This window comes from Streptomyces spinoverrucosus (assembly GCF_015712165.1).
In the GTDB taxonomy this organism is placed as follows: domain Bacteria; phylum Actinomycetota; class Actinomycetes; order Streptomycetales; family Streptomycetaceae; genus Streptomyces; species Streptomyces spinoverrucosus_A.
In genome coordinates, this window is the sequence record NZ_JADPZX010000001.1 from 6,669,855 (window position 1) to 6,690,958 (window position 21,104).

The window sequence follows — 21,104 nt, forward strand, 5'->3', positions numbered from 1 at the left end:
GGTCGGGACGTAAGCCGCCGGAACAGGCGAGGGGGCCGGTGTCCGGACACCGGCCCCCTCGCCCTGTCTGTCTCCGACCTCAGCCGCCTCAGCCGCTCTGCTGACCGGACGGCCGGCGCAGCAGAGCGGCCCAGCCGGTCGCCACGCGGGCCTTCGCGGCCGTCCAGCGGTCGCTCAGGTCCCACACCGCGCGGATGGCCGAGCGTGGTGCCACGACCGCCCGGATCCGGGTCCGCCAGCCGGCCCGGGAGCGCAGCGCCGACCGCAGTCGGCGGACGTCGTCGGCCAGCCCGGACTCCGCTCGCGGATTCGGCGCGAACAGCACCTGCTCCACAGCACCGGCCACCCGGTGCACCGACCGGGTCGTCGGCTCGTCCAGCTGCCCCAGCCGCACGATCCGCGCGGCCGCCTTGCGCGGGGTCAGCGCGTCGTCCGGCGCGATGCCGTAGTCCCAGGCGGTGTCGGTGAGTTCGCGCCAGACGGCCAGTACATGCCCGGCGGCCAGCTCGGCGACATGCCGCTCGTCCAGTTCCACGTCGAGCGTGGCCACCTCGACGCCGTCGCTGCCGCCCGCACCGTCGCGTCCCCGGCCGAGCTCACCCTGTACCGCGGAGCCGGTGTGCCGGGCCGAGGCCAGCCGCACCGACCGCCGTCTGATCCGCCACAGCATGGGCAGCAGCGGCAGGACGATCACCGCGACGGCGAGCAGCGTCCAGCCCGCCGTCTGGTACCAGGGGCGGCCCTCGTCGTCCGAGGTGCCCGGGTCCAGCGGCAGCGCAGCGCCGCAAGCCTCCAGCCGCTTGTCCTGCGCCGAGCAGCTCTCGCTCGTGGACGGCTCCGCCGAAGGGGCCGGGTCCGCCGAACTCGAGGCCTCCGGCAGCTCGGGAATGCTGCTGCCCGGCACCTCGGGCTGGGTGTACGAGGGGGTCGTGCCCCGGTTCGGCGTCGGCTCGAAACGGGTCCAGCCCACGCCCTCGAAGTACAGCTCGGGCCAGGCGTGCGCGTCCCTGAGCCCCACCGTCACCGTGCCGTCGCCCTGCGGCGTACCGGGTGCGAAGCCCACCGCGACCCGGGCCGGTATGCCGAGCGTGCGGGCCATCGACGCCATCGCGAAGGAGAAGTGCACGCAGAAGCCCCGCTTGTCCCGCAGGAAGCGGGCGATCGCCTGGGAGCCGCTGCCGACCTCCACCTCGGTGTCGTACTGGAACCCGCCGGTCAGGGCGAAGTGCTCCTGGAGCTTGACCGCCTGCTCGTACGGATTCTTCGCGCCGGCCGTGATCTCGCGGGCCTGCCGCGACACCACCCCCGGCAGTGAGTCCGGCACCTGGGTGAACTCGCGCTCGAGCGCGGAGGGCGGCTCCGGCGCCGAGGCTAGCTGCTCCGCTGTTGGCTGCACATCGAGGCTGGTCACCTCGTAGCCGGCACCGCGGGTGGTCTGGCCGTGGTCGCCGACGAGGGTCATGCCCACCGGTTCGTACCGCCAGTTGCCGTCGATCCTCACGTCGCTCGGCGGGTAGGGCATGGGCAGCCAGTCCTGCCCGTACCAGTCGGCGGCGGCGATACGGGTGCGGACCTCGGCGCGGCGGACGTCCGGGCCCAGCCCGAGGGGTGTCGGGAACTCGTCCGGCACCGCGATGATGTTCCGCCGGGAGGGCTTCCACGTGGTGCCGTCGAAGTCGTCCAGGGACACGATCCGCAGATACATGCCCGACAGGTCGTTGGTGCTGGTGCGCAGGGTCATGACCGTGCGGTCCTCGTCCACGTTCAGGCTGTCGCGCAGCGACACCAGCGGGTTCACCGCGGAGATCGTGCCACCGCCGCCGCTGCCCGAGCCGGCGCCCGTCCCGGCGCCGTCCAGCAGACCGCCGTTCATCGCGGGCAGGGCCAGCGGCACGACCAGGGCTGTGCCCAGCGCGACCACGCCGATCCGCCGCCCCGTACGAACCGGTGCCACCGGACCGCCCGGCTCGCCGTCGCCTGAGGCGCGCGGCGCGCCGCCGAACACCCGGCCCCACTGCGCCAGCCGGTCGCGGCCCTCGGCGAGCAGCAGCATCAGATAGCCGACCGCAGCTATCAGGAACCACACCCAGCCGCCGGCGCCGTCGGACAGCCCCGCGGCGACCGAGTACAGCGCGAGCAGCGGCAGCCCGGCCGGGGCCGCGCTGCGGAAGGTCACCGCGAGCACGTCCACCGCCAGCCCGATCACCAGGACACCGCCGACGAGCATCAGCCTGATGCCCGGGGACAGCGGAGCCGGGATGGCGTACCGCCCGACGTCCTGGGTGCCCTGCTGGAGCAGGTCGGCGAAGTGCACGAAGGCCTCGGGGCCCGGGATCAGCCCGATGATCGCGTACTCCCGGGCGAAGACCAAGGTCAGCAGCAGCAGCGTGACCAGGGCCTGCACCGCCACCGTCAGCGGGCGGGCCAGCGGCACCCGCCGGGCCGTCGCGCCCACTGCCGTCTGGATCGCCAGCAGGACGGCCGCCTGCAGAATCCAGGTGGCCGGATCGACCAGCGGCAGCAGGGCGCACGCGGCCATCAGCGTCGCCGCCGTGGCACACAGCGCCATCCGTGCCTGCCCGCTCATGACCGCCCCTCCCCACCGGTCGTACCGCTCGCCGTCACGACGCCCGTGCGCTCACGCTCCGCCTGGCGCCACAGATCGTGCAGGGAGGCGCCCCGCGGCACGCGCACGACCGTCCAGCCGGCCTCGCGCAGCATCCGCAGCCGCTCCTCCTTCCCGTCCAACGGCCCGGGCACATCGGTCGGTTCCCGCACCCAGTCCCCGCTGTCCAGGACGAAGGCGACCGCGCCGCCCGTGCGCTGGCGCATCCGGGCGGCCACCGTGGCCTGCGGCTCGTCGAGGTCGCCGAAGAAGGCCACCAGCAGCCCCTCGTGCCCGCCGCGCAGCACGTCGTACGCCCGCGACAGGCCCGTACCGTCGGAGTGGTCGATCACCGCGAGGGTGTCCATCATCAGCCCGGCCGCGTCCGCCGACATCTGGCTCGCGCCCGCGAAGCCGTCCGCGCCCTCGCCGGGCACCGAGCTGCCGGTGTCCGTCAACAGCCGTACCGAGAAGCCCCGTTCGAGCATGTGCACCAGCACGGACGCGGCGCCCGCCACCGCCCACTCGAAGGCCGAGTCCGGGCCCGAACCCTCGAAGGCGGCGCCCCGGGTGTCCAGCAGCACCGTGCAGCGCGAGCGCTGCGGCTGCTCCTCGCGGCGCACCATCAGCTCGCCGTAGCGGGCGGTGGAGCGCCAGTGCACGCGGCGCAGGTCGTCGCCGTAGCGGTACCCACGCGGGATCACGTCGTCCTCGCCGGCCAGCGCGAGCGAGCGCAGCCGCCCGTCGCCGTACCCCGTCGCCTCGCCGGCCAGCCGCACCGGCGGCAGCGGCTCCACGCGCGGGATCACCGTCAGGGTGTCGTACGTCGAGAAGGACCGGGTCAGCTCGCACATCCCGAACGGGTCGGTCAGGCGCAGTTGCAGCGGGCCCAGCGGATAGCGGCCGCGCAGGTCGGAGCGGACGCGGTAGGACACCTCGCGGCGGCCGCCCGGCTCGACGCGGTCGAGCACGAAACGGGGGCGGGGGCCGAGTACGTACGGCACCCGGTCCTGGAGCATCAGCAGGCCGGTGGGCAGCCGCGAGACGTTGTCCATCCGCAGGTGCACCCGGGCCTCGGCACCGGCGGGCACGCGCGCGGGGGACAGCCTGCGGCTGCCGGCCACCCGGTAGCGCGTGCGGTACAGCACGGTGGCGCACACCAGGGGCAGCACCGCCAGTAGCAGTCCGACCCGGAGCAGGTCGCTCTGGCCGAGGACGTAGGCGCAGACGGCGGCGGCGACTCCGGCGGCCAGGAACGAGCGGCCCCGGGTGGTCAGGCCGGCCAGGGCCGTACGCACGCCGCCCTTGTCGCCCCGGTCGGCGTCGGCGGGCTCGGGTCCCGCCGGGCTGGTCATCACAGCCTCCGGGGCGGCTGCTGACCGTACGCCGGGCCGCCGTGGCCCAGGCCGCCGAAGGCGTTCTGCTGGGGCGTCGCGGGCACCGGCGTCTGCTGCAGGATCTCCTGGACCACCTGCTCCGCCGTGCGGCGGTTGAGCTGGGCCTGGGCGGTGGGCAGCAGGCGGTGGGCCAGCACGGCCACGGCGAGGGCCTGCACGTCGTCCGGCAGGGCGTACTCCCGGCCGCTGAGGGCCGCCGCCGCCTTCGCCGCGCGCAGCAGGTGCAGCGTCGCGCGCGGGGAGGCGCCGAGTCTGAGGTCGGGGTGGGTGCGGGTGGCGGCGACCAGGTCCACCGCGTACCGCCGGACGGTGTCGGCGACGTGGACGCCGCGCACCGCCTCGATCAGCTTCACGATGTCGTGCGCGTGCGCCACCGGCTGGAGGTCGTCCAGCGGGTTCACCCCGCCGTGCACGTCGAGCATCTGCAGCTCGGCCTCCGGGCTCGGGTAGCCGATGGAGACGCGGGCCATGAAGCGGTCGCGCTGGGCCTCGGGGAGCGGGTAGGTGCCCTCCATCTCGACCGGGTTCTGCGTGGCGACCACCATGAAGGGGCTGGGCAGCTCGTAGGTCTGCCCGTCGATGGTGACCTGGCGCTCCTCCATCGACTCCAGCAGCGCGGACTGGGTCTTGGGCGAGGCGCGGTTGATCTCGTCGCCGATCACGATCTGGGCGAAGATCGCGCCCGGCTTGAACTCGAAGTCCCGGCGCTGCTGGTCCCAGATGGACACACCGGTGATGTCCGAGGGCAGCAGGTCGGGCGTGAACTGGATGCGCCGCACCGAACAGTCGATGGACCGCGCCAGCGTCTTGGCGAGCATCGTCTTGCCCACCCCGGGGACGTCCTCGATCAGGAGGTGCCCCTCGGCGAGCAGCACGGTCAGCGAAAGCCGCACGACCTCGGGCTTGCCCTCGATCACTTCCTCCACCGAACTGCGGACCCGATCCACAGTGGCAGTCAGATCAGTGAGGCTCGCTCGATCGTCATAGGTCGTCACCCGGCCCTCCTCGGCCCGTTCTTGCTTACGGGCCGACGCTCTGCGATGCGTATCCGGCCCACCCCGAAACACGGACACCACGCGTGAAAAGTTCCGCGCGACGCCACCACCCGCATTCTTGCTGCCGTTACCGATTCGTGTCACTCGACTGTGGACAACTGGCCGCGATATGTCGGGTCTTACGCCATTTTGTTCCGCCCTGCGGCCGGGAATCCCGAGGAACGAGAGTCCCGGGCGACGGTTACGCGGGGTCGATCTCGCGCAGCAGACCCGTCCGCACGTCGAAGACGAAGCCGCGCACGTCGTCGGTGTGCTGCAGGAACGGCGAGGTACGCACGCGGCGCATCGACTGCCGTACGTCCTGCTCGACGTCCTTGAAGGACTCCACCGCCCACGCCGGGCGCTGGCCGACCTCCGCCTCCAGCTCGGTGCGGAAGTCCTCGGTGAGGCTCTCCAGGCCGCAGCCGGTGTGGTGGATGAGGACCACGCTGCGGGTGCCGAGCTTGCGCTGGCTGATGGTGAGCGAGCGGATCACGTCGTCGGTGACGACGCCGCCCGCGTTGCGGATGGTGTGGCAGTCGCCGAGCCGAAGGCCGAGCGCGGGGTACAGGTCGAGCCGGGCGTCCATGCAGGCCACGACGGCCACCTGGAGGGCCGGGGCGGCGTCCAGGCCGGGGTCGGTGAAGGCCGCCGCGTACTCCTGGTTGGCCTCGACCACGCGGTCGGTGACGGTGCCGACGCGGGCTATGGCGTCCTCGGGGCCGGCGGGAACCGATGCAGAAGTCGTCATGGTGATGACGTTACTGGTCACGGCCGATCGGGTCCTGTTGTGGGGAGGACAAAGAGCGTCATCAGGCCGTGATGTGAGCTAACCCACAAGCGTGGCGCGTATGCGCCCTTGCGAGTGATCCTCGCCGGTTCGCGGGTTGGTTCCCGTCCGCCGCCGCGACGCGCAAGCCGGTTGATTGACCGCGACAGGGGGTGGACTAAAGTGACGCGAAGCGGGAGGCGAGGCTCTCCCCGCTGAATCGAATTCCCCAGGATTCCGGCGTAGCCGCCGGAGATCCCCCGCGTGCGCGGCGCGTACGTACGGCTCGGCCTCCACCCGCTCCCGGCCGGCTGACGCTTCCGGCGCCGGCAGGCCTCCCCTTCACGAGCGGGCGGGGACCCGGCGGTGCGTACGGCCCGCCGGACCTGAGAGGGCCCCTTGAGCCAGAGTCGACACGTCCCGGTGATGCTCCAGCGGTGCCTGGACCTGTTGGCACCCGCGCTGGAGCGGCCCGGAGCCGTGGTCGTCGACTGCACCCTCGGCCTCGGCGGCCACAGCGAGGCGCTGCTCGCGCGCTTCCCCCAGGCCCGCCTCGTCGCCCTCGACCGGGACAAGGAGGCGCTGCGCCTGTCCGGCGAGCGGCTCGCACCGTACGGGGAGCGCGCCACCCTGGTGCACGCCGTGTACGACGAACTGCCCGACGTGCTGGACAGGCTCGGCATCGCGCGCGTGCAGGGCGTGCTGTTCGACCTCGGGGTCTCCTCCATGCAGCTCGACGAGGCCGACCGCGGCTTCGCCTACGCGCAGGACGCCCCGCTCGACATGCGCATGGACCAGACGAGCGGCATCAGCGCCGCCGAGGTCCTCAACACCTACCCGGCCGGTGAGCTGGTGCGGATCCTGCGCGCGTACGGCGAGGAGAAGCAGGCCAAGCGGATCGTCGCCGCGATCGTGCGGGAGCGCGAGAAGGAGCCGTTCAGCAACAGCGCGCGGCTCGTGGAGCTGATCCGGGACGCGCTGCCGCAGGCCGCCAAGCGCACCGGCGGCAACCCGGCCAAGCGCACCTTCCAGGCCCTGCGCATCGAGGTCAACGGCGAGCTGTCGGTGCTGGAGCGGGCGATCCCGGCGGCGGTGAAGGCGCTGGACGTGGGCGGGCGGATCGCCGTCCTGTCGTACCACTCGCTGGAGGACCGGCTGGTCAAACAGGTGTTCGCGGCGGGTGCCGCCAGCACCGCGCCCCCCGGGCTGCCGGTGGTGCCCGAGCAGTACCAGCCCCGGCTCAAGCTGCTCACCCGCGGTGCCGAACTTCCCACCGAGGAAGAGGTCGCCGAGAACCGCCGTGCGGCCCCGGCGCGACTGCGCGGGGCGCAGCGGATCAGGGAGGACGTCGAGTGAGGCAACCGACGGGGCGTGGGTTTCGGTTGGAAAATCGAACCCACGCAGGGGAGGGTGAGTGAGTAGGAAACCCGAACTGAGGGGGAGGGCCGCACGGCTCGCGCAGTTCCTCCCGACCGGACGGGCGCAGGCTGCCCGGACGCCGTTCGTCCTCCTTGTCGTCCTGCTCCTCGGGGGCGGCCTCATCGGCCTGCTGGTGCTGAACTCGGCGCTCAGCGAAGGGTCGTTCCAACTCGACGACCTGCAGAAGGAGACCAAGAGCCTCACCGACGAGGAACAGGCCCTCCAGCGCGACATCGACGCCTACTCCGCCCCCGACGCCCTCCAGCGCCGCGCCCGCGAACTCGGCATGGTCCCCGGCTCGGACCCCGCCTTCCTCAACCCCGACGGCACCGTCAAGGGCGTCCCGTCCCCCGTCGACGCCGAACCGGCCTCCGCCCGCCACCCCCTCGTCCTCGCCCCCGAGGCGATGACCACCGCACCCGTGTCCATTCCCTCCGCGGCGCTCCCCTCGGCGCTTCAGCGGATCACACCGACCGCCGCCAGTCCCGCCCCGGCCACCCCCACGGCCCCACGGGCCACCACGGCCACCCCCACCGCTTCGCCGGCCACCAGGGTCACCTCCACGGCCCCCGCGCCCCGCCCGCTCGCCAGCACGCCCGCCCCCCTCCCGACCACACCCTCCGGCAGGTGACGGAAGTGACCGACAGGGAATCGCCGCGTCGCCGCGTGCCCGGACCCGCGCGGCCCGAGCGCGCCGACGGCCGACGGCGACCCGGCCCCGGCGCCCGCCCGGCGCGCCGCCCCGCCCCGCCCCGCCCGGCCCCGAAGGCGATTCGCCTCGGCAGCCCCCGCCCCCGGCTGCGCCTGATCGGCTTCACGTTCACCCTCGTCCTGCTGGTCTTCGTCGTACGGCTGCTCCAGGTGCAGGCCGTCGACGCGAGCGCGTACGCCGCCAAGGCCGAGCGGAACCGGTACGTCGTGCACACCCTCGCCGCCCAGCGCGGCGAGATCACCGACCGCGCCGGAGTGGCCCTGGCGACCAGCGTCGACGCGTACGACATCACCGCCGACCCCACGCTGTTCACCCGCGAGCAGCTGAAGATCGACGACGGGCCCGAGCAGGCGGCGGCGCTGCTCGCGCCGATCCTCGGCAAGGACCAGGCCGAGCTCGTCCGAAAGCTCCGCCCCCAGGACCGGACCCTGCGCTACGTCAAGCTCGCCGGGCGGCAGACCCCGCAGGTCTGGAGGCAGATCAAGGACCTGCGGACCGCGCTCGCCACCAAGGCGAAGACCGACAAGAGCACCGTCAACTTCCTCGCCGGCGTCCTCGCCGAACCCAGCAGCAAGCGCGTGTACCCCAACGGCGACCTCGCCGCCGGGATACTGGGCTGGGTCAACGCCGAGGGCAAGGGCGGCGGCGGCATCGAGCAGCAGCTGAACGAGCGGCTGGCCGGCGAGGACGGCAAGATCCGCTACGCCCAGTCCGGCGGCCTGCAGGTGCCGACCGTCGGTTCCACCGAGACACCCGCGGTGCCCGGCTCCGACATCGAGCTGACCATCGACCGCGACATCCAGTGGGCCGCGCAGAACGCCATCGCCGAACAGGTGGAGAAGTCCGACGCCGACCGCGGCTATGTGATCGTGCAGGACACCCGCACCGGCGAGATCCTCGCCATGGCCAACTCGCCCAGCTTCGACCCCAACGACCTGACCACGGCCGACGCGGCCGCCATGGGCAACGCGGCCCTCCAGGACGCCTACGAGCCCGGCTCCACCGCCAAGGTCATGTCGATGGCAGCCGTGCTGGAGGAGAACGTCGCCACGCCCCAGACGCACGTGGTCGTGCCCAACCGGCTGCACCGCGGCGACCGGCTGTTCCAGGACGACATCGACCACCCGACCTGGTACCTGACGCTCAACGGCGTGCTCGCCAAGTCCAGCAACATCGGCACCATCCTGGCCACCGGACAGCTCGGCAAAACGCAGGCCGAGGCCAACCGGATGCTCTACAAGTACCTGCGCAAGTTCGGCATCGGCAGCTACAGCGGGCTCGGCTTCCCCGGCGAGACCAAGGGCATCCTCGCGCCGCCGGACCAGTGGTCGACATCGCAGCAGTACACGATTCCTTTCGGCCAGGGCGTGTCCATCAACGCGATGCAGGCGGCCTCCGTGTACTCGACGATCGCCAACGGCGGCGTACGCGTCGAACCGACGCTCGTGCGCGGCACGAAGGGACCGGACGGACAGTTCACGCCCGCCCCGAAGCCCGAGAAGACGCGGGTCGTGAGCGAGAAGACGGCCACGACGCTCGCCCGGATGCTGGAGTCGGTCGTCGACGACGAGGAGGGCACCGGCACCAAGGCCCGCATCCCCGGCTACCGGGTCGCGGGCAAGACGGGCACCGCGAACCGCGTGGATCCGGCCACCGGCAAGTACCGCGGCTACACCTCGTCGTTCGCCGGCTTCGCCCCCGCTGACAAGCCCCGAGTCACCGTGTACTGCGCCATCCAGAACGCCACCAAGGGCAGCTACTTCGGCGGCCAGATCTGCGGACCCGTCTACAAGCAGGTGATGGAGTTCGCCCTGAAGACGCTCCAGATCCCGCCGACCGGAGCGAAGCCCGCGAACCTCCCGGTCACCTTCAAACCCTGACCACCGCACCCGAGCCGACAGAGAGACCCACCGCAGAGAACCCACCCCAGAGCACCCACCACAGAACACCCGATCAGCACCGAGCACCCCAGGAACCATCCGTGACAACGATCACCCCCGATCCCGGGAACCAGAGCACCCCCCGCCCCTCACTTCGCTCCGGAGCGGGTGCGCCCGGTACGCTCACCGCCGTGCCACACGCTGATCAGTCCCAAACCACCCAGAAGGACGTTCCCGTGACATATCCGGGACCGCCCAGGCCGGAACGGGTCTCCGCCACACCCCTCGCGGACCTCGCCGACCAGCTGGGTGTCGCCGTCCCGGAGGGGGCCGCCGAGGTCACGGGCATCACCCATGACTCGCGTGCCGTCCGCCCCGGCGACCTGTACGCCGCCCTGCCCGGTGCCCGCGCGCACGGCGCCGACTTCGTCACCCAGGCCGTCGGCCTCGGCGCCGCCGCCGTACTGACCGACCCGGCCGGCACCGAACGCGCCGCCGCCATGGGTCTGCCGGTGCTCACCGTCGACGACCCGCGCGCGCGGATGGGCGAGCTGGCGGCGACGATCTACGGCCGGCCCGGCCGCGAGCTGCTCCAGATCGGCATCACCGGCACCTCGGGCAAGACCACCACCGCCTATCTCGTCGAGGGCGGCCTCAAAACGGCCCACAGCAGTGGCCTGATCGGCACGGTCGAGACCCGGATCGGCGACGAGCGCATCAAGTCCGAGCGCACCACGCCCGAAGCCACCGACCTGCAAGCCCTGTTCGCCGTGATGCGCGAGCGCGGGGTCGAGGCGGTGGCCATGGAGGTCTCCAGCCACGCGCTGGTCCTCGGCCGGGTCGACGGCTGCGTCTTCGACGTCGCCGTGTTCACCAACCTCAGCCCGGAGCACATGGAGTTCCACTCCGACATGGAGGACTACTTCCGGGCCAAGGCGCAGCTTTTCACGCCGGAACGCAGCAAACTCGGCGTGGTCAACATCGACGACGAGTACGGCCGCAGGCTCGCCCGCGAGGCCACCGTCCCGGTCGTCACCTACTCCGCCGAGGGCCACCCGGACGCCGACTGGCGCGCCGAGGACGTCGAGGTCGGCCCGCTGGACTCGCCGTTCACCGTGCTCGGCCCCCAGGGTGAGCGGATCAGCGCCAGGTCGCCGCTGCCGGGCCCCTTCAACGTGGCGAACACCCTCGCCGCGATCGTCGCCCTCGCCGCCGCCGGGCTCGACGCGCAGACCGCCGCCGACGGCATCGCCGCCGTGCCGGGAGTGCCGGGCCGCCTGGAGCGCGTGGACGCCGGTCAGGACTATCTCGCGGTCGTCGACTACGCCCACAAGACGGACGCCGTCGAATCCGTCCTGAAGGCGCTGCGCAAGGTCACCAAGGGCAGGCTGCACGTCGTGCTCGGCTGCGGCGGCGACCGGGACACCACCAAGCGGGGCCCCATGGGCGCCGCCGCGGCCAGGCTCTCCGACACGGCCGTACTGACCTCCGACAACCCCCGCTCCGAGGACCCGCTCGCGATCCTCGCCACGATGCTGCAGGGCGCGGCGACGGTGCCCGCGCACGAACGCGGCGAGGTGCTGCTCTTCGAGGACCGCGCCGCCGCCATCGCCGCCGCCGTCGGCCGGGCGCGGCCCGGGGACACCGTGCTGGTCGCGGGCAAGGGCCACGAGCAGGGCCAGGACATCGCCGGGGTGGTCCGTCCGTTCGACGACCGCCAGGTGCTGCGCGAAGCAATCCAGAAAACCCAGGGATGAAAATCCACCAGATCCAGGGGATGAACTTGTGATCGCCCTCTCTCTCGCCGAGATCGCGGAAGTCGTCGGCGGGCAGACGCACGACATACCGGATCCGTCGGCCCAGGTGACCGGACCGGTCGTCCGGGATTCCCGCGAGGCCGCGCCCGGCAGCCTGTTCGCCGCCTTCGTCGGCGAACACGTGGACGGCCACGACTTCGCGGCCCAGGTCGTCGAGGCGGGCGCGGTCGCGGTGCTCGCGTCGCGCCCCGTCGGCGTGCCCGCGATCGTCGTGGACGACGTCCAGACGGCCCTCGGCGCCCTCGCCCGGCATGTCGTACGCAAGCTCGGCACCACCCTCGTGGCGCTCACCGGCTCCGCGGGCAAGACCAGCACCAAGGACCTGATCGCGCAGGTGCTCCAGCGCAAGGCGCCGACGGTGTGGACGCCCGGATCGTTCAACAACGAGATCGGGCTGCCGCTGACCGCACTCAGCGCCACCGAGGACACCAGATTCCTGGTGCTGGAGATGGGCGCACGCGGAATCGGCCACATCCGCTACCTCACCGACCTGACGCCCCCGAAGATCGGCCTGGTGCTCAACGTCGGCACCGCGCACATCGGGGAGTTCGGCGGCCGCGAGCAGATCGCGCAGGCCAAGGGCGAGCTCGTCGAGGCACTGCCCCCGGCGGAGGAGGGCGGCGCCGCGATCCTCAACGCCGACGATCCCCTCGTACGCGCCATGGCGTCGCGTACCAAGGCGAAGGTGATCCTCTTCGGAGAGGCCGACGAAGCGGACGTACGCGCCGAGAACGTGCGTCTGACGGACTCCGGCCAGCCCTCTTTCACTCTTCACACACCCTCCGGGTGCAGCGATGTGACCATGCGCCTGTACGGTGAGCACCACGTGTCGAACGCGCTCGCCGCGGCCGCCGTCGCCCATGAGCTGGGCATGTCCGCGGAAGAGATCGCCACCGCGCTCTCCGAGGCGGGCTCCCTCTCCCGCTGGCGGATGGAGGTCACCGAGCGCCCGGACGGCGTGACGGTCGTCAACGACGCCTACAACGCGAACCCCGAGTCCATGCGGGCCGCCCTGCGCGCCTTGGTGGCCATGGGCAAGGGGCGTCGTACGTGGGCGGTGCTCGGCAAGATGGCCGAGCTCGGGGACGAGGCGCTCGCCGAGCACGACGCGGTCGGACGGCTCGCCGTCCGGCTCAACGTCAGCAAGCTCGTCGCGGTCGGGGGCAGGGAAGCCGCCTGGCTGCAACTGGGCGCATATAACGAGGGTTCGTGGGGTGAGGAGTCGGTGCACGTGTCCGACGCACAGGCGGCGGTCGACCTGTTGCGCAGCGAGTTGCGCCCGGGGGACGTCGTACTCGTGAAGGCGTCCCGTTCGGTCGGCCTCGAGAGCGTTGCCCAGGCGCTGCTCGAGACCGGTGCCGAGGGTGAGGTTGCCGCCCGATGATGAAGCAGATCCTGTTCGCAGGAGTCATTGGCCTCTTCCTGACGCTGATCGGCACCCCGCTGCTGATCAAGCTGCTGGCCCGCAAGGGCTACGGCCAGTACATCCGCGACGACGGCCCGCGCGAGCACCACAGCAAGCGCGGTACGCCGACCATGGGCGGTATCGCTTTCATCCTGGCGACGATCGCCGCGTACTTCCTGAGCAAGCTGATCACCGGCTACTCGCCGACCTTCTCGGGCGTGCTGGTGCTCGGGCTGATGGCCGGTATGGGTCTGGTCGGCTTCCTGGACGACTACATCAAGATCGTCAAGCGGCGTTCGCTGGGTCTGCGGGCCAAGGCGAAGATGGCCGGCCAGCTGATCGTCGGCATCGCCTTCGCTGTGCTCTCCCTGCAGTTCGCGGACAGCCGGGGCCAGACACCCGCCTCCACCAAGCTGTCGTTCATCACCGACTTCGGCTGGACGATCGGCCCGGTGCTGTTCGTGATCTGGGCGCTGTTCATGATCCTCGCGATGTCGAACGGCGTGAACCTCACCGACGGCCTCGACGGCCTCGCCACGGGTGCGTCCGTGCTGGTCTTCGGCGCCTACACGTTCATCGGCGTCTGGCAGTTCCAGGAGTCCTGCGCCAACGCGCTGACCCTGACCAACCCGGGCGCCTGTTACGAGGTGCGGGATCCGCTCGACCTCGCGGTGGTCGCCTCCGCGCTGATGGGTGCCTGCCTCGGCTTCCTGTGGTGGAACACCTCACCGGCCAAGATCTTCATGGGTGACACCGGTTCGCTGGCGCTCGGCGGTGTGCTCGCCGGTCTGGCCATCTGCTCCCGTACGGAGCTGCTGCTGGCCATCCTCGGCGGCCTGTTCGTGCTGATCACCATGTCGGTGGTCATCCAGGTCGGCTCCTTCCGCATGACCGGCAAGCGCGTCTTCCGGATGGCGCCACTGCAGCACCACTTCGAACTCAAGGGCTGGTCCGAAGTCCTTGTCGTGGTCCGCTTCTGGATCATTCAGGGCATCTGTGTGATTGTCGGACTGGGCCTCTTCTACGCGGGATGGGCAGCAGAAAAGTGACCTCCTCGGTGTCCTCGATGGTCAGGGGCAAGCACGTCACCGTCGCCGGGCTCGGCGTCTCCGGCGTCCCGGCGGCCAAGGTCCTGCACGGCCTCGGCGCGCACGTCACCGTCGTCAACGACGGCGCCGACGAGCGCGCCCGGGCCCAGGCCGCCGAGCTGGAGGCGCTCGGTGTCACCGTCCGCCTCGGCGACGGGTCGACCCTGCCCGAGGGCACCGAGCTGATCGTCACCGCGCCCGGCTGGAAGCCGGACAAGCCGCTGTTCACGGCGGCCCGCGAGGCCGGCCTGGAGATCTGGGGCGACGTCGAACTCGCCTGGCGGCTGCGCGGCCCGGACGCGGCGCCCTGGCTCTGCGTGACCGGCACCAACGGCAAGACCACGACCGTGCAGATGCTGGCGTCCATCCTGAAGGCCGCGGGACTGCGCACCGCCGCCGTCGGCAACATCGGCGTCTCCCTGCTGGACGCGGTGCTCGGCGACGAGCAGTACGACGTCCTCGCCGTCGAGCTGTCCAGCTACCAGCTGCACTGGGCGCCCTCCCTGCGCGCCCACTCCGCCGCCGTGCTGAACCTCGCCCCCGACCACCTCGACTGGCACGGCTCCATGGAGGCGTACGCAGCCGACAAGGGCCGTATCTACGAAGGAAATCGCGTCGCCTGCGTGTACAACGCCGCCGACAAGGCCACCGAGGACCTGGTGCGCGCCGCGGACGTCGAGGAGGGCTGCCGGGCCATCGGCTTCACGCTGGGCACGCCGGCGCCGTCCCAACTCGGCGTCGTGGACGGCATCCTGGTCGACCGCGCCTTCGTCGAGGACCGGCACAAGAACGCCCAGGAGCTCGCCGAGGTCTCCGACGTCCACCCGCCGGCCCCGCACAACATCGCCAACGCCCTTGCCGCCGCGGCCCTCGCACGCGCCTTCGGCGTGCCCCCCACGGCGGTACGGGACGGGCTGCGGGCCTTCACCCCGGACGCCCACCGCATCGCGCACGTCGCCGACGTGGACGGGGTCGCGTACGTCGACGACTCCAAGGCCACCAACACCCACGCCGCCGAGGCCTCGTTGGCGGCGTACGAGTCGATCGTGTGGATCGCGGGCGGACTGGCCAAGGGCGCGACCTTCGACGAACTGGTCGCCAAGTCGGCCAAGCGACTTCGCGGGGTCGTGCTCATCGGCGCCGACCGTGCCCTGATCCGGGACGCCCTCGCGCGACACGCCCCGGAAGTACCCGTCGTCGACCTCGACCGGACCGACACTGGGGCGATGCTCGCGGCTGTCGAAGAGGCACGGCGACTCGCCGTCACCGGAGACACGGTGCTCCTGGCACCTGCCTGTGCCTCTATGGACATGTTCGCCAACTACAACAAGCGGGGAGACGCGTTCGCGGCGGCGGTTCGCGAACTCGGCGCGGGCGCCTGACGGCGGTCTCGGCCACGGCGGGTGCTTTGGGACCCTTGGAGGGACGGGTGACTCGGATGTGGCTCGGGTTTGGTCGGCGGCTGCCCGCCGGTGGTGGCCGGTGAGCTCCGGCAGCCGTACAGGACGTCCTCCGGCTCCCCGGAGCGTCCGCGCGCCCGCCGCCCACCGGCCGGCGCGCGAGAACGCCTTCGTACGGTCCTTCACGCGCGCGCGAAGGGCCTGGGACCGGCCGCTGACCGCGTACTACCTCATCCTCGGCGGCAGCCTGCTGATCACCGTGCTGGGCCTGGTGATGGTCTACTCGGCCTCCCAGATCACCGCTCTGCAGAAGTCCCTGCCGGGGTCGTACTTCTTCCGCAAGCAGATGCTGGCCGCCGTCATCGGCGCGGTGCTGCTGTACGTCGCCTCGCGGATGCCCGTGAAGTTGCACCGGGCGCTGGCCTACCCGTTCCTGGCCGGTGCCGTCTTCCTGATGGCCCTGGTGCAGGTGCCGGGGATAGGGATGGCCGTCAACGGCAACCAGAACTGGATCGCCCTCGGGGGCTCCTTCCAGATCCAGCCCAGCGAGTTCGGCAAGCTCGCCCTGGTGCTGTGGGGTGCCGATCTGCTCGCCCGCAAGCAGGAGCGGAACCTGCTGGCGCAGTGGAAGCACATGCTGGTGCCGCTGGCGCCGGTCGCGTTCCTGCTACTGGGCCTGATCATGCTCGGCGGCGACATGGGCACCGCGATCATCCTCACCGCGATCCTGTTCGGCCTGCTGTGGCTGGCGGGCGCCCCGACCCGGCTGTTCGTCGGTGTGCTGGCGGTCGCCGCCGTGCTCGGCACGATCCTCATCCAGAGCAGCTCCAACCGGCTGGACCGGTTCCGCTGCATCGGCGCCACCGAGATGGGCCCCGACGGCTCCTGCTGGCAGGCCGTGCACGGCATCTACGCCCTCGCCTCCGGCGGACTCTTCGGTTCCGGGCTCGGTGCGAGTGTGGAAAAATGGGGTCAACTCCCCGAAGCGCACACCGACTTCATCTTCGCCGTCACCGGTGAGGAACTGGGCCTGGCGGGGACGCTGTCGGTGCTCGCCCTCTTCGCCGCTCTAGGCTATGCGGGTATCCGCGTGGCCGGACGCACGGAGGACCCCTTCGTGAGGTATGCCGCGGGAGGTGTGACCACCTGGATCACGGCCCAGGCCGTGATCAACATGGGTGCGGTGCTCGGCCTGCTGCCGATCGCCGGCGTCCCCCTCCCGCTGTTCTCCTACGGGGGATCCGCCCTGCTGCCGACCATGTTCGCCATCGGGCTGATGATCGCCTTCGCGCGCGACGAGCCCGCTGCGCGGGCGGCGCTTGCGATGCGGCAACCTCGCTTTGGTAGAAAGCGGGGGGCTGGGGGTACTGCGTCGAATCGGAGTCCCCGGAGTTGGAACACGATGCGACGGCGCGCCCCGGCGCGCTCGTCCGGAGAGCGGTGAATTTCGGTGCATGTCGTACTCGCTGGTGGGGGGACCGCCGGCCACATCGAGCCCGCGCTCGCCCTCGCGGACGCCCTGCGCAGGCAGGACCCGACGGTGGGGATCACGGCCCTGGGCACGGAGCGCGGCCTGGAGACCCGGCTCGTCCCGGAGCGCGGCTACGAGCTGGCGCTGATCCCCGCCGTACCGCTGCCGCGCAAGCCCACGCCCGAGCTGATCACCGTCCCGGGCCGGCTGCGCGGCACGATCAAGGCGGCCGAGCAGATCCTTGAGCGCACCAAGGCGGACGCCGTGGTCGGCTTCGGCGGCTATGTGGCGCTGCCCGGCTATCTGGCCGCCAAGCGGCTCGGTGTGCCGATCGTGATCCACGAGGCGAACGCCCGGCCCGGCCTCGCCAACAAGATCGGCTCCCGGTACGCCTCCCAGGTCGCCGTCTCCACCCCCGACAGCAAGCTGCGCGGCGCCCGCTACATCGGCATCCCGCTGCGCCGCTCCATCGCCACCCTCGACCGGGCCGCCGCCCGCCCCGAGGCCCGCGCGATGTTCGGCCTCGACCCCAACCTGCCGACCCTGCTGGTCACCGGCGGCTCGCAGGGCGCGCGCCGGCTCAACGAGGTGGTCCAGCAGGTCGCCCCGTGGCTGCAGCAGGCGGGGATCCAGATCCTGCACGCGGTCGGCCCGAAGAACGAACTGCCGCAGGTGCACCAGATGCCGGGGATGCCCCCCTACATCCCGGTAAGTTACCTGGACCGGATGGACCTCGCGTACGCCGCGGCCGACATGATGCTCTGCCGCGCGGGCGCGATGACCGTCGCCGAACTCTCCGCCGTCGGACTCCCGGCCGCCTACGTCCCGCTGCCCATCGGCAACGGCGAACAGCGGCTGAACGCCCAGCCGGTGGTCAAGGCCGGTGGCGGACTGCTGGTCGACGACGCGGAACTCACCCCTGAGTGGGTGCAGCAGAACGTCCTGCCCGTGCTCGCCGACCCGCACCGGCTGTACGAGATGTCCCGCGCCGCCGGTGAGTTCGGCCGCCGGGACGCCGACGAACTCCTCGTCGGCATGGTGTACGAGGCGATCGCCGCCAACCGTGCACACCGTTAGGCACGTTTGAACGGAAGGCAGGGAGCGTGGCCGGACCGACCACCGCCGAGCGCGGTGCACAGCAGGAGTCGTCCGGCCCGCCCCGCGCCCGGCGGTTGAGGCCGCCCAGGCTTCGTACGATCATCATCCTTGCGATTGTCCTGATTCTTCTCGGTACCGGTGCCGGCTGGCTGTTGTACGGCTCGCAGTGGACGCGCGTGGAGCGTGTGACCGTCTCCGGCACCCGCGTTCTGACGCCCACGCAGGTGCGCGAGACCGCCGACGTGCCGGTCGGGGCGCCGCTGATTTCCGTCGACACCGACGGGATTGAGGCGCGACTGCGCCGGAAATTGCCCCGAATTGACGCGGTTCAGGTGGTCCGTTCCTGGCCCCATGGAATCGTCCTGAAAGTGACCGAGCGGACTCCGGTTCTGCTCGTCAAAAAGGGCGCCAAGTTCGTGGAAGTGGACGATGAAGGTGTCCGGTTCGCCACGGTTTCTGAGGCCCCGAAAGGTGTTCCGTTCCTCGAATTGACGGTGTCCCGGTCGGGTTCCGCCGCGGCCAGCCACCGCCGCTTCGGCGAGGCCCGCCTGGTGCGCGAGGCGGTCCGGGTCGCCGGTGCCGTTCCGGCCGCGGTCGCCCGCCAGACCCAGGTCGTCAAGGTCCGTTCCTACGACGACATCTCACTGGAGTTGAGCGGCCGACGCACCGTCGCGTGGGGGAGCGGTGAGAAGGGGCCCGCGAAGGCCCGTACGCTCACCGCTCTCATGAAAGCGGCCCCCGGCGCACGGCACTTCGACGTCAGCGTTCCCACCGCGCCTGCGTCATCAGGGAGTTGACGCACATCCGCGCAGGCCAGCACCCTGGTTGGGCAGCGCTACGGCTGATCACATAGGGTGAAAAGAAAAACGGGAGGTTCGGCGTGTTCGTTGAACGTGCGCCACTTGTCGACTTAGTGTCCTGTTCAGAAGACTCCAGGGAACAGACACACTGGTAACCCTAAACTTCAGCGTTAGGGTTCGGGTCGGCGATACGGACCGTCCCATTCGGCATCAGTCGTCGGACCGCGGGGCACCGCGAGACGACGGCACGTAATTCGAGGCGAGAGGCCTTCGACGTGGCAGCACCGCAGAACTACCTCGCAGTCATCAAGGTCATCGGTGTCGGCGGCGGTGGTGTCAATGCCATCAACCGGATGATCGAGGTCGGTCTCAAGGGCGTCGAGTTCATCGCCATCAACACCGACGCACAGGCGCTGTTGATGAGCGACGCCGACGTGAAGCTCGACGTCGGCCGTGAACTCACCCGCGGACTCGGCGCCGGAGCCAACCCGGCCGTCGGCCGCAAGGCCGCCGAGGACCACCGCGAGGAGATCGAGGAGGTCCTCAAGGGGGCCGACATGGTCTTCGTAACGGCCGGTGAAGGCGGCGGCACCGGCACCGGCGGCGCGCCCGTCGTGGCCAACATCGCACGCTCCCTCGGTGCCCTCACCATCGGTGTGGTCACGCGCCCGTTCACCTTCGAGGGACGGCGCCGCGCCAATCAGGCCGAGGACGGCATCGCCGAGCTCCGCGAAGAGGTCGACACCCTTATCGTCATCCCGAACGACCGGCTGCTGTCCATCTCGGACCGCCAGGTCTCGGTTCTCGACGCCTTCAAGTCGGCCGACCAGGTCCTCCTCTCCGGCGTCCAGGGCATCACCGACCTCATCACCACCCCCGGCCTCATCAACCTCGACTTCGCCGACGTCAAGTCGGTCATGTCCGAGGCCGGTTCGGCCCTCATGGGCATCGGCTCGGCCCGCGGCGACGACCGCGCGGTGGCCGCGGCCGAGATGGCGATCTCCTCGCCGCTCCTTGAGGCGTCCATCGACGGCGCCCGGGGTGTGCTGCTGTCCATCTCCGGCGGCTCCGACCTCGGCCTGTTCGAGATCAACGAGGCCGCCCAGCTGGTCAGCGAGGCCGCCCACCCCGAGGCCAACATCATCTTCGGCGCGGTCATCGACGACGCCCTCGGCGACGAGGTCCGGGTCACCGTGATCGCCGCCGGCTTCGACGGGGGCCAGCCCCCCGCCCGCCGGGACAACGTCCTCGGCTCGACCTCCGCCAAGCGCGAGGAGCCGGCTCCGGTACGGCAGACCGAGAGCCGCCCGTCCTTCGGCGCCCTCGGCAGCGTCAAGCCGAAGGAGGAGCCGGAGCCCGCGCCCGAGCCGGTGAGCGAGATCCAGGCCCCGCCGCCGGTCCCGCCGTCGCGCACCTACGCGGACAGCGCGGCCGAGGAACTGGACGTACCGGACTTCCTGAAGTGATGTTTCTGAAGTGATAGGACAGCGCGAGAGCGTGAACGGCGCGCACTTCGCCTTCACCGACCGGTGGGGCGGGGTGAGCGCCGTTCCGTACGAGGAGCTCAACCTCGGCGGGGCGGTCGGTGACGACCCCGAGGCGGTACGGACCAATCGTGAGCTGGCCGCCAAGTCCCTGGGACTCGAGGCCGGACGGGTCGTCTGGATGAACCAGGTGCACGGCGACGACGTGGCCGTGGTCGACGGACCCTGGGACTCCGCCGCGCCGATCCCTTCGGTCGACGCGGTCGTGACCCGGCGGCGGGGCCTCGCCCTCGCCGTCCTCACCGCCGACTGCGTGCCGGTCCTGCTCGCCGACCCCGTCGCCGGGGTCGTCGCCGCCGCCCACGCGGGCCGGCCCGGCATGGTCGCCGGCGTCGTCCCCGCCGCGCTACGCGCGATGATGGAACTGGGTGCCGAACCGGACCGGATCGTGGCCCGCACGGGACCCGCCGTGTGCGGCCGGTGCTACGAGGTGCCGGAGGCGATGCGCGCCGAGGTGGCCGCCGTCGAGCCGGAGGCGTACGCCGAGACGAGTTGGGGCACGCCCGCGGTCGACGTGGCCGCCGGCGTGCACGCCCAGCTCACCCGGCTCGGGGTGCGCGACCGGGCGCAGTCGCCGGTGTGCACGCTGGAGTCGGGCGACCACTTCTCGTACCGCCGAGACCGCACCACCGGTCGGCTCGCGGGCTATGTATGGCTGGACTGAT

At 71.4% G+C, this 21,104-nt stretch carries 16 protein-coding genes; 12 read left to right on the forward strand and 4 right to left on the reverse strand.

Annotated elements, in window-relative coordinates:
- Positions 1-88: 88 nt before the first annotated feature.
- The 4 genes from I2W78_RS30300 to I2W78_RS30315 form a co-directional block, all read right to left on the reverse strand.
- Positions 89-2,587 carry a transglutaminase family protein gene (locus tag I2W78_RS30300; RefSeq protein WP_196463424.1) on the reverse strand — a complete coding sequence of 833 codons (2,499 nt, stop codon included), beginning with the start codon at positions 2,585-2,587 and terminating at the stop codon, positions 89-91.
- Complete coding sequence (locus I2W78_RS30305) at positions 2,584-3,960, reverse strand: DUF58 domain-containing protein (RefSeq protein ID WP_196463425.1); 1,377 nt, start codon at positions 3,958-3,960, stop codon at positions 2,584-2,586. Before I2W78_RS30305 ends, I2W78_RS30300 begins: the two co-directional genes overlap by 4 nt.
- Positions 3,960-4,997, reverse strand: coding sequence for an AAA family ATPase (locus tag I2W78_RS30310; protein WP_196463426.1), 1,038 nt, complete (start codon positions 4,995-4,997; stop codon positions 3,960-3,962). Before I2W78_RS30310 ends, I2W78_RS30305 begins: the two co-directional genes overlap by 1 nt.
- Before the next feature lie 241 nt (positions 4,998-5,238).
- Positions 5,239-5,787 (reverse strand): beta-class carbonic anhydrase, encoded by a 549-nt coding sequence (locus I2W78_RS30315; RefSeq protein ID WP_196463427.1) that lies wholly within the window; start codon positions 5,785-5,787, stop codon positions 5,239-5,241.
- A gap of 417 nt (positions 5,788-6,204) precedes the next feature.
- Here I2W78_RS30315 and rsmH point away from each other — a divergent pair, with 417 nt between their 5' ends.
- The 12 genes from rsmH (at position 6,205) to pgeF (ending at position 21,103) form a co-directional block, all read left to right on the forward strand.
- A complete protein-coding gene (rsmH, locus tag I2W78_RS30320) occupies positions 6,205-7,161 on the forward strand; it encodes a 16S rRNA (cytosine(1402)-N(4))-methyltransferase RsmH (protein WP_196463428.1) in 957 nt (318 codons plus the stop codon).
- A gap of 58 nt (positions 7,162-7,219) precedes the next feature.
- Positions 7,220-7,855 (forward strand): FtsB family cell division protein, encoded by a 636-nt coding sequence (locus I2W78_RS30325; protein ID WP_196463429.1) that lies wholly within the window; start codon positions 7,220-7,222, stop codon positions 7,853-7,855.
- Positions 7,856-7,860: 5 nt separating this feature from the next.
- Positions 7,861-9,816, forward strand: coding sequence for a peptidoglycan D,D-transpeptidase FtsI family protein (locus I2W78_RS30330; protein ID WP_374222734.1), 1,956 nt, complete (start codon positions 7,861-7,863; stop codon positions 9,814-9,816).
- Between the two features lie 236 nt (positions 9,817-10,052).
- Positions 10,053-11,573, forward strand: a complete 1,521-nt coding sequence (locus tag I2W78_RS30335; protein ID WP_196463431.1) for a UDP-N-acetylmuramoyl-L-alanyl-D-glutamate--2,6-diaminopimelate ligase — start codon at positions 10,053-10,055, stop codon at positions 11,571-11,573.
- A 28-nt stretch (positions 11,574-11,601) separates the two neighbouring features.
- On the forward strand, positions 11,602-13,017 hold the full coding sequence (locus tag I2W78_RS30340) for a UDP-N-acetylmuramoyl-tripeptide--D-alanyl-D-alanine ligase (RefSeq protein WP_196463432.1): 1,416 nt from the start codon (positions 11,602-11,604) through the stop codon (positions 13,015-13,017).
- Positions 13,017-14,087: a phospho-N-acetylmuramoyl-pentapeptide-transferase gene (gene mraY, locus I2W78_RS30345; RefSeq protein WP_196464781.1), complete on the forward strand. Its 1,071-nt coding sequence runs from the start codon at positions 13,017-13,019 to the stop codon at positions 14,085-14,087. The genes I2W78_RS30340 and mraY overlap by 1 nt, the downstream gene beginning before the upstream one ends.
- Positions 14,069-15,508, forward strand: a complete 1,440-nt coding sequence (gene murD, locus I2W78_RS30350; RefSeq protein WP_196463433.1) for a UDP-N-acetylmuramoyl-L-alanine--D-glutamate ligase — start codon at positions 14,069-14,071, stop codon at positions 15,506-15,508. Before mraY ends, murD begins: the two co-directional genes overlap by 19 nt.
- 100 nt (positions 15,509-15,608) lie before the next feature.
- Positions 15,609-16,970, forward strand: coding sequence for a putative lipid II flippase FtsW (gene ftsW, locus I2W78_RS30355; RefSeq protein ID WP_196463434.1), 1,362 nt, complete (start codon positions 15,609-15,611; stop codon positions 16,968-16,970).
- 6 nt (positions 16,971-16,976) lie between these two features.
- Positions 16,977-18,074: an undecaprenyldiphospho-muramoylpentapeptide beta-N-acetylglucosaminyltransferase gene (gene murG / locus I2W78_RS30360; protein WP_196463435.1), complete on the forward strand. Its 1,098-nt coding sequence runs from the start codon at positions 16,977-16,979 to the stop codon at positions 18,072-18,074.
- 26 nt (positions 18,075-18,100) lie between these two features.
- Positions 18,101-18,892, forward strand: coding sequence for a cell division protein FtsQ/DivIB (locus I2W78_RS30365; RefSeq protein ID WP_196463436.1), 792 nt, complete (start codon positions 18,101-18,103; stop codon positions 18,890-18,892).
- A gap of 278 nt (positions 18,893-19,170) precedes the next feature.
- Entirely contained in the window at positions 19,171-20,361 is a 1,191-nt protein-coding gene (ftsZ, locus tag I2W78_RS30370) for a cell division protein FtsZ (protein WP_196463437.1), read from the forward strand.
- Between the two features lie 10 nt (positions 20,362-20,371).
- The gene (gene pgeF, locus I2W78_RS30375) at positions 20,372-21,103 is read left to right on the forward strand and encodes a peptidoglycan editing factor PgeF (RefSeq protein WP_196463438.1); all 732 of its coding nucleotides are present in this window, start codon (positions 20,372-20,374) and stop codon (positions 21,101-21,103) included.
- Position 21,104: the final 1 nt, after the last annotated feature.